This is a genomic window from Bartonella sp. ML69XJBT (assembly GCF_028618515.1).
In the GTDB taxonomy this organism is placed as follows: domain Bacteria; phylum Pseudomonadota; class Alphaproteobacteria; order Rhizobiales; family Rhizobiaceae; genus Bartonella.
The window spans coordinates 1-15,378 of sequence record NZ_JAQITB010000015.1 but is presented as its reverse complement, the minus strand read 5'-3'; the positions used below and the strand labels follow the sequence as shown (position 1 = coordinate 15,378).

General features: G+C 40.1%; 14 protein-coding genes. 6 read left to right on the top strand and 8 right to left on the bottom strand.

Annotation, left to right across the window (positions count from 1 at the left end):
- The first annotated feature begins 98 nt into the window (after positions 1-98).
- Complete coding sequence (locus tag PVV68_RS06030) at positions 99-743, top strand: RNA-guided endonuclease TnpB family protein (protein ID WP_273782739.1); 645 nt, start codon at positions 99-101, stop codon at positions 741-743.
- Here the strand turns inward: PVV68_RS06030 and PVV68_RS06025 are convergent.
- Complete coding sequence (locus tag PVV68_RS06025; protein ID WP_273782737.1) at positions 730-1,692, bottom strand: formate dehydrogenase accessory protein FdhE; 963 nt, start codon at positions 1,690-1,692, stop codon at positions 730-732. The two genes, PVV68_RS06030 and PVV68_RS06025, sit on opposite strands and share 14 nt — an antisense overlap.
- Before the next feature lie 790 nt (positions 1,693-2,482).
- Between PVV68_RS06025 and PVV68_RS06020 the strand changes: the two genes are divergently transcribed.
- Both PVV68_RS06020 and PVV68_RS06015 read left to right on the top strand, forming a co-directional pair.
- The gene (locus PVV68_RS06020; protein WP_273721054.1) at positions 2,483-3,229 is read left to right on the top strand and encodes a DUF4167 domain-containing protein; all 747 of its coding nucleotides are present in this window, start codon (positions 2,483-2,485) and stop codon (positions 3,227-3,229) included.
- 792 nt (positions 3,230-4,021) lie between these two features.
- The gene (locus PVV68_RS06015) at positions 4,022-4,195 is read left to right on the top strand and encodes a hypothetical protein (RefSeq protein WP_273782736.1); all 174 of its coding nucleotides are present in this window, start codon (positions 4,022-4,024) and stop codon (positions 4,193-4,195) included.
- Positions 4,196-4,447: 252 nt separating this feature from the next.
- Here the strand turns inward: PVV68_RS06015 and PVV68_RS06010 are convergent, their stop codons facing one another.
- The 5 genes from PVV68_RS06010 to PVV68_RS05990 all read right to left on the bottom strand — a co-directional run bounded on the left by PVV68_RS06010 (position 4,448) and on the right by PVV68_RS05990 (position 7,537).
- The gene (locus PVV68_RS06010) at positions 4,448-4,897 is read right to left on the bottom strand and encodes a hypothetical protein (RefSeq protein ID WP_273721053.1); all 450 of its coding nucleotides are present in this window, start codon (positions 4,895-4,897) and stop codon (positions 4,448-4,450) included.
- A gap of 88 nt (positions 4,898-4,985) precedes the next feature.
- Complete coding sequence (locus tag PVV68_RS06005; RefSeq protein WP_273721052.1) at positions 4,986-5,312, bottom strand: hypothetical protein; 327 nt, start codon at positions 5,310-5,312, stop codon at positions 4,986-4,988.
- A 78-nt stretch (positions 5,313-5,390) separates the two neighbouring features.
- Positions 5,391-5,579, bottom strand: coding sequence for a hypothetical protein (locus PVV68_RS06000; protein WP_273756841.1), 189 nt, complete (start codon positions 5,577-5,579; stop codon positions 5,391-5,393).
- Positions 5,580-5,708: 129 nt separating this feature from the next.
- Positions 5,709-6,722, bottom strand: coding sequence for a PAS domain-containing sensor histidine kinase (locus PVV68_RS05995; RefSeq protein WP_273721051.1), 1,014 nt, complete (start codon positions 6,720-6,722; stop codon positions 5,709-5,711).
- A 20-nt stretch (positions 6,723-6,742) separates the two neighbouring features.
- The gene (locus PVV68_RS05990; protein ID WP_273721050.1) at positions 6,743-7,537 is read right to left on the bottom strand and encodes a response regulator; all 795 of its coding nucleotides are present in this window, start codon (positions 7,535-7,537) and stop codon (positions 6,743-6,745) included.
- 167 nt (positions 7,538-7,704) lie between these two features.
- On the opposite strand from PVV68_RS05990, the gene PVV68_RS05985 reads away from it, so the two are divergent.
- The 3 genes from PVV68_RS05985 (at position 7,705) to PVV68_RS05975 (ending at position 10,126) form a co-directional block, all read left to right on the top strand.
- Positions 7,705-7,908, top strand: coding sequence for a NepR family anti-sigma factor (locus tag PVV68_RS05985; protein WP_273721049.1), 204 nt, complete (start codon positions 7,705-7,707; stop codon positions 7,906-7,908).
- A gap of 7 nt (positions 7,909-7,915) precedes the next feature.
- A complete protein-coding gene (locus PVV68_RS05980; RefSeq protein WP_273721048.1) occupies positions 7,916-8,470 on the top strand; it encodes an RNA polymerase sigma factor in 555 nt (184 codons plus the stop codon).
- Between the two features lie 225 nt (positions 8,471-8,695).
- Positions 8,696-10,126, top strand: a complete 1,431-nt coding sequence (locus PVV68_RS05975) for a sensor histidine kinase (protein ID WP_273782735.1) — start codon at positions 8,696-8,698, stop codon at positions 10,124-10,126.
- 51 nt (positions 10,127-10,177) lie between these two features.
- Here the strand turns inward: PVV68_RS05975 and PVV68_RS05970 are convergent, their stop codons facing one another.
- Both PVV68_RS05970 and PVV68_RS05965 read right to left on the bottom strand, forming a co-directional pair.
- Entirely contained in the window at positions 10,178-11,707 is a 1,530-nt protein-coding gene (locus PVV68_RS05970; protein ID WP_404978436.1) for a metallophosphoesterase, read from the bottom strand.
- A 944-nt stretch (positions 11,708-12,651) separates the two neighbouring features.
- Complete coding sequence (locus PVV68_RS05965) at positions 12,652-14,646, bottom strand: M23 family metallopeptidase (protein ID WP_273721045.1); 1,995 nt, start codon at positions 14,644-14,646, stop codon at positions 12,652-12,654.
- Positions 14,647-15,378 lie beyond the last annotated feature (732 nt).

Genomic DNA, 15,378 nt, shown 5'->3' with positions numbered 1-15,378 from the left:
CCATTAGCTGTAAAGCGGATCGGTGGTTTGTAAGTCTTAGCGTTGAAACAGATCATCAAGAGTCACGGAGCGAGAACTAAGCTATTGTTGGTCTTGATTTGGGCATCAATACACTTGCAACGCTTTCGACAGGAGAAACCATAGGAAGCGTTAAACCTTATAAAGCTTTGCTAAATCGTTTACGGCGCTTATCACGGCGTTTAAGTTGTAAGCAAAAAGGCTCGAGCAACCACCATAAGGAGAAACAAAAACTCTCTAAGCTTCATGCGTGGATAAGCAATATCAGAACGGATAATTTGCATAAGGTTACAACAGATTTAATTCAGCGTTTTGGTACATTTTGTCTCGAAGGTCTTCATGTAAAAGGCTTGCTGAAAAATCAGCATTTATCGCGTGCCCTTGCAGATCAAAGTTTTTTCGAGTTTCGCTGTCAATTGGAATATAAGGCGGCACGCTATGGTCGAAAGATTGTTATTGCAGATCGTTGGTATGCAAGCAGTAAGATCTGCTATCATTGCGGATGTAAGATTGAACAATTGCCTCTTAACATACGTGAGTGGAGATGTTCTTATTGTGGTACACACCACGCCCGAGACATTAATGCCGCGATTAATTTAAAAAACTTAGCGATGAGTTCCACTGTGTTAGCCTGTGGAGAGGAAGGCTCTGGCCAATGTCCTGTGACTTTGGTGAAACCAGCCTCGAAGAAGCAGGAAATCAACAGTATATTTAATCAGAAATGATAATATTTACATAAGTTTGATAGAACGGATTAAAGCTTTTATCCTTAAAATGAAAAGGCGTTTTGCATAAAAAATCAGCTAGTGGGGTGCTTATGTCATCGGCAAAAACATCGCTTGTCGGTTTTTTCTGCTGATTGATTTGTTTGCAATAAGAGCCACATGTCTGACAGGTTTCCAGTAAAATGCCGTCGGGCATATTTTTGCTGGTGTGGATGGAAGTGTTTTGTGTTTCTCCACAAAAGGTACACTGGGCGTGTGGGATTTGCCAGAGGGTTCCGCAATAAAGGCAAGAACAAAGTTTTATGGTTTCTTGCGATGTGTCTTCAATAATAAGGGTAGCGGTATGGGTTCCCTGGCAAGCAGGACAGAGGTTGTTTTGTTGTGGGGTTAGCTGGTGCTTCTCTAGTTGTGAGGCGGCAAGAGTAGAGATGATTTGCAGCGCACCGGTGATAAAAAGATGTTCTGCTAAGTGTTGTTGGGGAAGTTTGTGGTTTAACAGATTATCTCCCCAAAGGCGCCATTGGTCTTTTTGCTGCTGTGTGCGGTTTAAAGCTTCAGCTTTTGTTGCCCAAAAGGCTTGGTTGGGAACTATTGAGTGTGAGAGGCGTTTTAAAAAATCACCAACAATACTTTCATACAAGCCCAACATTAAGAATTTTGAGCGATCAAGAGGAGGGGTTGTGGGAGCCGCAAAACGACTAAGGGGAATGGCAAAATCTTTAAAATATTCGATAGACTGTTGTTGAGCATGACAAAAATGCGTAAAAAAAAGGGGGACTTGTTTATTCTTGAAATTGTTGGCTAAATGCGCAAAACGTTGTGCGCGTTTGGCAAAAAAAGTCTCCTGATGAGGAAGCATGACAAAAATAGCAGAATTCCTTATGCCATTTTTATTTATGGATCTCGTCGTTTTTTGAGACAATTCTGAATTTTCAGAGAGACGTGACATGTCAGCTGTTTCTTTCTCATAAGTTTATGTTTTTATACTCTTTATTATTTATACTAGCTTTTATACTCAATTTGTCATAAAGGGGAGATCTGATTTCCTTACATATTTCATGGAAATAAACAAAATTTATAGAGTAGTGAGCACTCTTTCGCAACAAGACTAAACGGTTCATGTTCAGAGGACTTGAATAATACTTCATGTTAAGCTATTTATAAAAAGTAACGGATTTTGTGAAGTGGTCGTGGATTATTGCTCACAAAGGGGTTGCTTTAGCGCAAAAGAAAGGCTATGTTCATAAAATAAACATGTTCGCGCAGTAACTCAGGGAAATGTGAATGCTTGTGGGTTGAATGCACGAGGGGGCAGGCAATATCGGCGTTTTAGGAATTGGTGGTTTTAGAGCAGAAAAGAGAGTTTTAGTGTTCTCTGGCAGAGCTTTTCTGTTTGCTAGAGGTATCCTTATGTTTATTCTTGTTTTTGTTTTTCCACAAGATGGTTATTTTTTTAGTAAAATATGGTCTATTTTGAAAAAAACACTTGGCATTTTATGTGAACATCACTAGGTTTCTGCTGGTTAACAGAGAAAGAGGGAATTTTAAGCTTATGGTTTCCCTGCTGTTTTTGTGATTTTCAAAAAATATATGCTTTATCAAATATCAGTAGGTATCATTTGAGTGAAATAAAACGCGGATAGCCTGATAACCGTATTGTAAACATGATGAGCGTTATCGAAAAATAATGCAATGAAGAAGAGTCAATTAAGACACACACACTCCAAAAAGGGATAAAAATGAGGCCACAACAAAATAGACGGGTACGCGGTCGCAATAATAATAACAGTAATAATAACAATAATAATCGTCGCGGCCCTAACCCTTTGTCTCGCAATTATGAAAGTAGCGGTCCGGATGTTAAAATTCGCGGCAATGCTCAACAAATTGCTGATAAGTACATAAGTCTTGCGCGTGATGCACAGGGTGCTGGCGATCGTGTTATGTCGGAGAATTATCTACAACATGCTGAACATTATTTGCGTATTATTTTGGCAGCAGTTGGACAAACACAATATGTTCGACGTGATGAGAATAGTGAGCAAGAATGCGGTGAAATAAACGCTGAAGCTGAGAAAAAAGACAAAGACACTGTTAATTGTGACACAGACGTATCACAAACAATGTTGAAAAATGCGCATGATCAACACGATAAAGTGCAAAATGGCCATGCGCGTGAAGAGACCTCAGAGGTTAACACTTTGTTGGATGAAAAAAGCCCCCAAGAGCAATGCTCCCACGAAGAGAACAATAGTGAGCCTGTCAAAAGAACGCGGCGTACTTCACGGCGGCGTGTTGTGCATGCTCAAGAAGAACCATCCCTTGAACTCTCCCATTTTGAACTGTCACGGGTAACCTCAGAAGCTTCTCAAAATGGAGATGCGTCGACCGAAAAGGTGGCTTCTTTGCCTGTGTTAGAACAAGAAATACAGAGAAAACCACGGCGGCGCCGAGTAGTTACATCTTCAGCAGAAGAAAATGTTTGAATAAGAAAGTTGCTGTTTAAACATTTGTGAGGGGTGCTGTTCTCCTATTCTCTGATAAATGCTGGTGTGTTTTTGAGAAGCGGTAGGCGTTGAGTTTTTGTGTTTTGAATACGCCTTTATGTTTAAAAGGCAACATCTAAAGCTTCTCAGAGCAGAGAGAGTTCTACAACGAGGTTTCCTTCTTTGTTTGCGAGAGAAGCAAGTGCAGAGAAAAGCACAGCATTGCCTGAATCCTTACATGTTGCAGCGAAGAAAATATTTAAATAAGAACGTTTTTGTTTAAGCGCTTGTGAGGGGTGCTGTCCTCTCACGAGTACTGGGGTGTTTAAGAGGATCACGCTCCTCATATAAAAGGGCATGACAGAATGCCATTATATTGTTAGTTCATGTGCTTTTTGAAAAGAAAGGTATCTCAATGCACTCAAGCTTATTTCGCGGAGGGCTACCTGTGAATGCTGCGAATGGTATAACGGTAAAGCCGTTGTGCACTACTATCCTTACACTTATAAAGACATAAGAGGGTAGTATCATACTCTTTGCCAGCTTCCCAATGTTTCCAACAGCTCTTGGTATCTGAGAGTGTTCATAAAAGGCATTTTGTTTCTTTTTTTTAGTGCTTTTAGGCCACATCACACCTCTGTTTATAATGTGCAAGTAAGCGATTTTCATCGATTCAGTATAAGAGAATTTCAGATAGGAGAAAGTTACGCTATTAGGTATTATTACTGAAATTGAAAAACGATGATTTATGATGACAAATTAATATGTTGTGTTTTTAAGAAGCGGCACGCTTTGAATTTTTATGTTTTGAATACGCCTTTGTATTTTAAAGAGCAACTTTTCAAGCATTCTCAGAATAAAGGTACATTGTTGGTTGTTGCTGTGCCGGTGAGAGAAGCAAGTGCAGAGAAAAGCACAGCATTGCCTGAATCCTTACATGTTGCAGCGAAGAAAATATTTAAATAAGAACGTTTTTGTTTAAGCGCTTGTGAGGGGTGTTTTCCTTTTACAAGTTGGTGTGTTTTTGAGAAGCGGTAGGCGTTGAGTTTTGTTATTCTGAACTTGCCTTTCTGTTTTTAAAGGTAATATCTCGAGTTTTTCAGACCGGAGAGAGTTCAACAGCGAGGGTTGCCTCTTTGTTTGAGAGAGAGGCAAGCGTACAAAAAAATGCTTAATAAATCAGAAGGCAAGCGCTTGCGCTTGGTGTGGGAGCATTTTTTAATGGGGCGGGGTGATCAATGTTTCTTCTGCCGTGTCAACAGAAAGAACAGCGATAAGTGCACCACTATGATAATTGTAAATCATAAATTTTGTCTGCCCATTTGCTGTTAAGATCTTTAAGGAAATATTGTGTTCTGAGAGGCTTTGCGACAGAATTTGTGTGTTTTTGGGTAAGGAGAGGGTGTGGTGGATCATTTCTTTATTTTTGTGGTGAGAAGTTAAGAGCTCTGTTTGTTTTGCAGATGATCCCGTTGCTATAATTTTATAGACAACGCTAAACAGTACAGCAAGCATAAGAATGAGTGTTATTGCAATGGAAACAATCATTAAACGCATGAGCTTTTTTCTCACCCGTTCTACGGATGGATCTAAGGGGATGTCTTGAGGCAATGCATATTGCTCTGCCTGTTGGTTTTGTGAAGGTTGAGTGTTTTGATTATCCATCATTCTGTACTTTTCCACGGATTGGTTTCTGAGAGCTTGATGGGTTTATGCTTTTAAGTTTTTTTGTGCAAGAGGTTTATAGCGGAAAAGCTTAGAAATGGTGATAAGATGAGAAAATATCTGCTTTATGATTTTGGAAGACCTTATCATGCATATTTTGGCTTGTAAGCAGAAAATTGCCTCGGTTTGTCACAGACCAGGTGAGTTGTACTTGTTGTTGATATAAGTTGGCCTGTACGCTGGTGCATTGGGCAAAGATTTGTTGCCCATAAGAAGCAAATTTTTTTGTTGAAGGGATCATGGCTTGTTCACATGCTTGCGCTGTGGGATAGACTTCGACCATGGTGTTATTAGAATAACAGCTGTTAAAATCATCTGTGCATGAAACCAATAAGAGGATAAAAACAAGGCTATTCATAAAATATTTTCCAATAAAAGGTTGACAGCATAGAGCTCTATTTGTCAGCTTTAGGGCTCTTTCAATGAATAAACGTTTTTAGAGCTTGCGTGTTCCACTTGCGTGTTCCACTTGCGTGTTCCACTTGCGTGTTCCACTTGCGTGTTCCACTTGCGTGTTCCACTTGCGTGTTCCACTTGCGTGTTCCACTTGCGTGTTCCACTTGCGTGTTCCACTTGCGTGTTCCACTTGCGTGTTCCACTTGCGTGTTCCACTTGCGTGTTCCACTTGAGATCCTTGGGATTAGTATCCTAACAGTGTGTGGTGCTAAGGTCTTTTGGTGAACAGGGAGAGTTTAACAACTCTTGGCACACTCCACTCTTTGTTTTTCGTTTTGTGGCCGGTGCACTGCTTTTTTTAAGAAAAGATGTCAAAGTAAGTTTCTGGAACAGACAAACGATAAACAATTCCTTCTTCCGTTAATTGAAAAGAAGCCGAACCATTGACAGAGACAGGAACAATTTTTTCTAAGACAGCACTACCAAAACAGGCTTTTTGTTCGCTAGAGAGAACGGTGCTGGCTGCAAAATGTTCCGTCCAGGTGATGAGAAGTTGCATCTTTCCATCGGTGTTGGGTTGGATTTCACAGCGTACACAGATATTGCCTTGTTCTTGTGAGAGGGCACCAAAAGAAAGAGAATTGACAATAAGCTCATGAAAAGCCAAACCAATATGTAAAGCGGCATTGGGAAAAAGATAAGGATCTAACCCTTCAAGGGAAAAACGTTCGGTCTCTTTCATGAAATAACCAAGAGCCTGCGTTTGTACCAATTCGCGAAATTGGGCACCACGCCAATCGGAATCGGTGATCAGATCTTGAGAATGCGAAAGAGAATGCAGGCGTCCTTGAAATTTGCGTAAGAAAATCTGTAGCGATTCCGTATAGCGTGCCGTTTGGCTGGCAATGCTTTGAATGATGGCAAGAAGATTTTTGGAACGGTGGCTTACTTCTCGAAGCAATATTTTTAAGACTTGTTCGCGTCGGCGCAAGCCTGAAATATCAACTCCCGTGGTGATAATGCCGATGATGTCTCCATGATCATTGCGGTGACAATCAATAGAAAATTTATACCAAATCGCTTGTTTGGCCATATCCTCAAACCGTGCTTCAATGCTTTGCATTTTGCCAGTCGCTAAAACTTGCAATTTAATGGTTTCCATATTATCAGCAAGATCAAGTGAAAAAAAGTCACTGTCTCGACAGCCTACACGCCATTTATTATGCAAATGCTGTGGCAAGTTTTCTGCCCATAAATAAACCAAATTGGTGGTCTGATATAAAACACAAATATCAGCACCACGGATTGCTTGCATCAGAGCGCTTAAATGGGATGTATCCATCGGTGGCTTTTGAAGAGGCATCACGATCATAATGGAGATGTTATTCTGTTCTAGGCCGCTTTGGAGGCATTCTCTTGAAAGAATAAAGCCTGTGAAATAAGTGCTTTTACCATATCAGGATTAAAGGGTTTAGTCACTAAAAAAGTCGGCTCTGGACGCTCGCCAGTTAGGAGTCTTTCAGGAAAAGCTGTGATAAAGATCACCGGTATGCGGTCATTTTGTAAAATGTCATTGACCGCATCAATGCCTGAACTGTTATCGGCTAATTGAATATCAGCTAAAATCAACCGCGGTTTTTTCTTATGATACATGATGACAGCTTCATCACGGGTTCGTGCTATGCCTATCACCTGATGGCCAAGACTTTCTACCATTTGTTCAATATCCATGGCAATAAGAGGCTCATCTTCAATAATCATGACTTTTGTGGCTATTTGTTGAGAAATATCCGTGGAGGCTTGGGTGAGAAGCTTGCGGAATTCTTTCGCATCAAGAGACATGATTTCACTGGCTTCTTGTTCATTAAAACCCTCAACAGCAATCAATAAAAAGGCTTGGCGTGCACGCGGGGTCAAATACGATAATTTGGCACTGGTTTTTTGTTCAAGACCAAATTGTGGGAGCGGTTCTGGGATATTCGGTGTGGTTTGGTCAAAAAGGTGGCAAAAAAGCCAATAGGTACTAATACGGTCACTGGATTTTTGAGGAAAAATCGAAATATCCGCAATAAGTGCTTCCAACATCGCTGAAACATAAGCATCACCTGAGGATTGGCTGCCTGTGACAGACCGGGCAAAACGCCGAAGATAGGGAAGATGTGGTGCGATGCGCATGGATAATGACATAATTTATAACTCCTTATGACCTTTGAAGCACTTTGTTGGTTGAAATCTTTGAAAGATAAAAAAGTTCCCCTCTCCGTATGGAACTTTTTATAGATCACTATATTTACAACCTTAAGGCGAAAATATTATCGGTACTACTGATATTATATGGATTAGGGGGAGAAAAAATGAACGACCGTGATGAAAAAAATATCACCAATCACTGTATGCTTGGAGATGACCTTCTCGGAGTCAATAGTGAAATAGCACGAAAATTACGCCAATTTTATCTAGAAATTCAGGAAGAAGCACTGCCACGGCGTTTGTTGGAGCTTTTGGACAGGTTAGAGCGCGCAGAGCAATTTGGTTTAAACAATGTGGAAAAGGTTTGAACCTTTTATGGTGAAGTGCGTGAAAAACTTTAAGCAGGAACTCCTGCAGGTTCTACCAGCTTTACGAGCTTTTGCACTTTCTTTAAGTGGAAAGCATGATAAAGCAGATGATTTGGTCCAAGATACCCTTATGAAAGCATGGGCCAAGCAAGACAGCTTTGAAATGGGAACAAACCTTAAAGCTTGGCTTTTTACCATTTTGCGCAACGAATTTTATAGTCAAATGCGTAAAAGAGGCAGAGAAGTACAAGACAGTGATGGTGTGTTTACCCAAAGTGTTGCTGTTCATCCTGCGCAATATGGATCCCTTGATTTGCAAGATTTCAAAAAAGCCTTAAATCTGCTTTCTGCTGATCAAAGAGAAGCCATTATTCTTATTGGGGCATCGGGTTTTTCTTATGAAGATGCTGCTGCTATTTGTGGCTGTGCTGTGGGGACCATTAAAAGCCGTGTGAGTAGAGCACGTAATCGCTTACAGGAACTGCTCAAGGTCAATGGTGAGTCCGATTATGGACCTGATTCTTATTCGGCTGGAAGCACATTATGTTCATTTAATGGCTAAAAAAGTATAATAATTATGGTTAAGAACCTTGTTTTTTTTATTCTCGTTATAGCTATTACAGTAAAGTCAGTATCTGAGGAAATTCAAAGTGTTTGGCATATCTCTTTAAGAGAAATAAGAAAAGCCTGTATGAAATTCTCTTGCGGGCTTTTGTTGTTATGTTCCTGAAGGTGCCTTCCTTTGTGCTGAAAAATGACGATTTTCAGGTTTGCCTATGGAAATTCTATGACACATCAGAAAAAGCTGCTTCCTCAAAGTCCTTCTACTGATTCAAGCATCTCAAGCTGGCGTTGGGTGGCAATTGTGGTTTCTCTTGTTATGGCTCTTTTGGCATCGAGCTTTATTATGTTGCTCTCAAATGCCGTTGATCGGGAAGTTGCACAGTTGAATACAAGTTCAGAGTTGCGCGAACAGGCCGATTTGGTGCTGATTGGCCTCATCGATATGGCTGTTGCTGACCGTAGCTATGCAAAAACCCGAAGTGCAGAAGATAAAGCACATTTTGAAAATGCAGCACGCGAACTTGAGGATATTCTCGATTATACGGAGCTCATTGTTTATGCACATCCGCGGTGGTATGAATGGTTTAGCGCTTTTAAAAAGGAAGTCGAAGCGCGCAAAGCTTTTCTCAGTGCTCATATGCATGCGCTTGATGCACTTCCTGATCCATCTTCTCAATCTGCGCCTGCTTCTGAAAGTCAGAAGATTCAAGTGGCACGTTTAGCCCAATTGATGACAAGCTTTATTAATGGAGATGATGTGGTGCGGCAAAAACAGCGCGAAGGTATTGCATTTATGCGGGCTGCGCTCACATTGGCTGCGATTGTTTCTGTCGTGAGTACTTTTGTTTCTGCTTATTTTGTCATTAATCGTTTTCGTCGTGATATACGCTCTTTAAAAATGTATCAATTGCTGCTTCATAGCGAAAATGCTGCTCTTGAAGCACGAGTCAAAGAGCGGACACAAGAATTGGAAAGCGCACGCAATCATGCTGAAAAAGAACGCCAACGGGTGGAAATGCTCTTACAGGATGCAAGCCACCGCATTGGTAATTCTCTTGGTACAGTATCTTCTTTGCTGGGGCTCCAATTAAATCGCAGCAAAAATGAAGAAGTGCGTTCTGTGCTTGGGGCTGCACGCGATCGTATCCAGACAATTTCTACTGCACATCGGCGCTTGCGCTTGAGTGATGATATGGAAACAACTCTCTTGGCAGAGTTTCTTAGCTCCGTGGTGCATGATGTCGAATTGGCCGTTCCTTTTGAATTGCGCGAAAATATCACTATTCACACGGATTTTAAAGATTGTCGATTGTCTTCAAGAGATGCCACAACCCTTGGAATTATTCTTGGTGAATTGCTGACAAATTCTTTAAAACATGCTTTTCCTGATCATCGTGCTGGTCATATTTATATTTCATTTGGGGCTGAGCCAAATGGACAGTTAATGCTTATTGTCGAAGATGATGGGGTGGGGATGAAGAACCAAACGTCGGAGCAAAAGACCGGTCTTGGGCGTTTGGTTGTGGAACAGCTTTGTATGCAATTTGGTGAAAAACCACTCTTTGAAAGCTCTGCTTTGGGAGGTACAAAAATTGTCATTCCTTTGCCAAAACTCAACGCAAGTGGTGCAAAAAATACACCGTCTAACCCATAAAGGTGACTTTACGATTTCTTGTTGTGGTTAAGGTTAAAAACAAAAACACCCTTATAAATTGCTACAACTTTTCGAAAGGGACTTTTTATCTCCATTTCGTCCTAAATCCTCAAGCAAAACGGGTTTGCCTGTTTTTCCATTATAAGCTTTCACGTGAATGTTTTTTCCTTGCACATTGACAAGATAGTAGTCTCCACTAAAGAGTGCTCCTGCTGTGTAGAGGGGAATATTTCCGAAAACTTTATCATCTTGTGCACGGCAATAGAATCGAGAATGCTCATGTCCTACAAAGATGGCTTTGACATTATGAGAAGTCATGAGTGATTTAAAGGCAGCGAGATTTTTTGCATTTTGGGGATGAAGAAAATGTGAATCATGATCGCCAAAATAGGGACGCGCATCGTGAAAATTGAGAATAGTCACTTTTCCTCTTTTATCAGCAGCTGCCAAATCTTTTTTCAGCCACCCTAGAGCTTTTGTTATTCTGACTGTCGTGTGACCATCAGATAAATGTGCAGTATAAGTTGGATAATTGTGAAGCTGCACATAGTGAATATCCCCATAATCCCATGAGTAGCTTAAACTTCCAGTTATGAAGTGACGCGCTTTTTCAAAACGAGCGGACCAACGAGAAGTCACGTGTTGACGAAACATAGGGAGAGAACTGCTATATTTGTTTATTTCTTTAAACATTCTTTTCACAGCGCTCACCGCACAGGCATCCTTTGAAAGATTTGACATCGGTATCGTACAATCACGAACATTATTGGCATAATCATGATTGCCTAGTCCTTCATAGACAGGATAAGCCATGTTTTTATAAACATCTGCATAGTCTTGATAAGTTTGGGGGCGGCCAAACTCCGTTAAATCACCATTGACGATATAAAATGAGGCGGCGTGGGATTTTAGTGCCGTTGCAACTTGTCTATTTGTCTTTAGCCATGGTTCTCTGTTGCTGTTCGCATTAGGATCACCAGAATCCAAACGCCACGGTTGCGGATCAGCTGCTATGACAATGTTATAATTCTTGGGCGTCTTTCTTTTTACGTACCAAATTGTTCTTGCGTTATCACCCACACCCTCTCTACGTTCAAAATAATACTCTTTGTTGTTCGAGGTTGCAGAATATTGGTTGGCGCCACTATAGGGGTTGTACCAGCGAAATTTTAAAAGAGTTCCATCATCTTGTACGCGATATTTAACCCATCCCCCAGATCCTGAAAGCCAAGCATTCGATGTTGTTGCTGCTTCTCCGAACAAGCCAGCTGCAATTGTCTTTGAGGGACCTGTATTTCCCCAATAGTCACCGGTTTTCCATTTTCCACGCTCTAGACCTTTGTCAATTAACACCATAGAAGTCGGTGGATTGGTAAGTTCATTCACAATGTATACATTGGTTGAACGATTATCAAAGGCAATGCGTTTAGGTTTCGGTAATTGTTTGATGAAATTTCGTCTTTTTTCATCGTTTACAGAAAGATTTTGTGCAGGAGAAAAAGAAGGTTTGATGCAAAGAAAAATGGTAAAAAAAATCGCAGTGATTGTTCTATATTGGTATTTCATAAAATCATTATCCAAAACAAAAATACCTTACTAAAATACTTGACAGTCATGATATCATCAGAGGCGTTATCCCTTCAAATAGTACGATTTATATCATTTAAGATTGCCCAAAAATGGTATTTATTTCCGATTTTTTAAATCTGATATGTTTTTAAAAATTCTCTGGTTATTTTCGTTATTTTGAGCCCTTTCTTTTGTTCTTTAGCGATTTGCAATTGTTTTTTGATTTTTCTGTTTTAAAAGTTTTGTTTTGTGTTGTTGCCTTATGGAAAACAAAGACTCTGGTTAAAATTTCTCATTGTGGATAAGATTGGAAAAACATCAGCAATGTCATGAATAGGGGCTAAGAAGAGGTCATGCGGTCTTTTCAAGATGAGAGAGAAAGCATTTAAGGAAAAAATCTTTTTTGTACCTGGCTTTTTGCAAATTCTCTACGGGGTATCCCTTTAACAAGATGTGAGAGAGATATTTTGGGTTATTGCTATAAAACAAACGCTAGGAGGTTACCAATTCACGGGCTTGTTTTAAAGAGACCTCTCTCAATACTCCAAAGCACATTTTCACGACGGTGCTATGGTGTAACGGTAAATCCATTGAGTTCCTATCTTTACGTTTGTGAAGAAGCAAGCTGACCTTATCGTACACTTTGCTAGCCCTCAATGTTGTGACAGCCTTTGGCACCTGAGACGGTTCATAAGGGGCATTTTTACTCCTTTCTTGTATAGTTTTTATTCATGCACTCACCCCTCTTGTGATGTACAAGGGGATGGTTTTGATTGATTCAATATAAACAGATTTGAAATGAGAAAATCCTACGCTCTTTAAGTCTTTTATTCCATATGCAAAACAATAAATTATCATTATAAATCAATAGGCCTTGGTATCAAGACAATCTATGCTGGAGAAGTGCTTTAAGCAGGAGATGTTTTTGAGAAAAGGGTTCATTTTGAAAGGTGGGTTTAAGAAGCATCTCCTGATGAAGGAGGTGGATTGCTTAACAGAGAATCAATATTGTTTTTTTCCTCTAGGAAAGCTTGTAAATCTTGTTTGGTTAAAGCTTTACCCTCAGGGATACGGATTCGCATGGGATCAACTTTTACACCATTGACAATCATTTCAAAATGACAATGGGGACCGGTTGCCATTCCTGTTGTTCCCACGTAGCCAATCACTTGTCCTTGACGGACTCTCACACCTGGTTTGATGTCTGGTGCATAACGGCTTTGGTGTGAGTAGCTGCTGATATATCCATTGCTGTGTTGAATTTCTGTATGGTTTCCATAGCCACCTGTGACACCCACTTTGGTGACAATACCATCACCTACGGCAATAATGGGTGAGCCTTTGGGGGCAACCCAATCAACACCTGTATGCATGCGCACATAGCCTAAAATAGGGTGTCTGCGTGGTCCAAAGGGAGAACCAAAAACGCCATTGGGAGTGGGTTTGCGTAGCAAGAAAGGTTTAGAACTTTTACCCTCTGAATCATAATAATCGACCCTGCCATCTTTTGATTGATAACGGTAATATTTATAGATTGTATTGCCAAAGGTCACACTGATATAACGAATTTCAGGGTCTGTGTTGGTGGGTACTCCTACGGTTTTTTGATTCTTTTTGCTATCCTTATTTTTTCCTGTATCACTTTGTTGGGGGACGGCATAAAATATTTCCAGTTGATCGGTTGGTGTTATCCGGCTTTTCATATCAATATTGGTGGCAAGCAGACGAATGAGATGTTTTGAAAGAGACTGTGAGACATTATGGCTGAGCAGAGCAGTATAGAGTGCATCATAAACTGTTGGTAATTGTGCGCTACTGACATAAGCATGGGGAATACCATTCTGAAAAGCTGTTCTCAGTGCTTGGGACATTCTGGGTTCGGCACTTTCAACAAATTGCCCTTGATCATTAAGGGCAATGGTGAGAATATGGTATTTCCCTTGATAAATACTTGCTCTTACCAGATGATCTTCTTCTCCAGCTTGTGTCACAATACCAATGCGCAATAAACTTCCCTCTTTTAACATATCAGAATTGTTCAATTTCGTTAAAGTGCTCACGACCCGTTCAATTTGTTCTTTTGTATAATTGCTGTCTTTAAAAGCATCGGCTATCTTTTGTTTCTTACGAATAGGAAAAATATCTTCAGCATAGTTTTTTGTGAGATCAATGCGGCGGCTTTGAGGAGAAACGGTCACATTTTCTTGAACAATGCGAACCTCAGGGCTTTCTGTAAATTGGGAGGTAGAAGACAAGTCTTCTAATTTTAAAGGGTCAATGAGGGTGAGAATGGAGAGCAGTTCTTTGTTTTTTTCTAAAGTGAATCCTGCTTTTTTTAATTCTTGTTGTGCTTCATCATCGGTTAGGCTATCTGCACCATCAAAGTCTATTTGATCAATGACAAAATCACGGTTGCTTAAGATTAATTTGGTTTCTATTTTCGCTCCATAAATATGTCCCGAATCTTGTAGTGTTGCTGCTTGAATTTTCGAATCAGTAGCAAACATGTTTAAAGAATCAAATTTAGGATAGCTATATTGTTTGGGACGATTTTCGGCTAAAGCCATGCGAATCCATTCAAAACGTTGGGTTTGGATGACTTTTTTATCGCCCTTTTTCTGTAAGATTGATAATTCAAATTGGCGTTTGCTATCAAAGCTTTGTCGTGCATGGGTGGGAGAAATACGATCACTCTTATATCCGTTGGCATCTGAGTCTTGGATTTGTGAAAGGTTATCTAGCGTAAACCATTGCGGCGGTGTTACCAAACGTTGCTGTCCATCAAGGGCAGTAAAAAGGGCAATACCCATCAGAATGCAAGAAGTGATTCCGGTGAGAACTGTTCCTGTGAGCCAACGGACAGAAACTTGCCTGCGCGCAGGGCGCAAGCGCTTGACTACAAGCGCGGGGTCTTGCCCCGGATCGTTTTTCTGTTGTTCATTATCCCACATGAATTTTTAGAATACTTTTCAAATCTTAAATAATAAAAGGCTAGCATAGCTTTGTGTATTTCGACAAGAATTTGATTCTTTTTCCAGACAAAGCTAATTCTTTTTATACAGCTTATATAATATTCTTCTTTATCATAATAGTGAAGAAAATGAGAAGAGCAACAACAGTGTTGCACCCAAGCTCATTTCGCGAAGGCGCTCATGAATGGTATAACGTTAAAGCCATTGAGCACCACCATCTTTACGCTTATGAAGGAGCAAGCCAGCACCATCATTCACTTTGCCAACTCCCAATGTTGCGACAGCCCTTGGCACCTAAGACGGTTTATAAGAGCCATTTTAGTCCTTGTCTTCTATAGTTTTACCCACACGCCAGCCCCGCTTTTGACCTGCAAGAGAATGATTTTGATTGATTCAAGATAGAGAGATTTGAAATGAGAGAATCTTAACGATATTCGGGGTTCTCATTCAACATGCAAAACAGTAAAATATCATTACAAATCAATATGTTGCTACAGTGAATATCAAGACTATAAAACAAATGTGCAGGCATGCTTTGCCCCAGTTGAGTTTTTTTGAAGTATCTGTCTCAATGGTTAGTAGCGCTGTTTGAGTTTGTTTTTTGTAGGTAGTTTTGAGTGTGTAGTCATTTTATGTTAGTATTGTAATTAGTATTATAAAAATCATTATTTTGGTATTTTTTTTAAAAAATGATATTGACTCTTTAGTTGA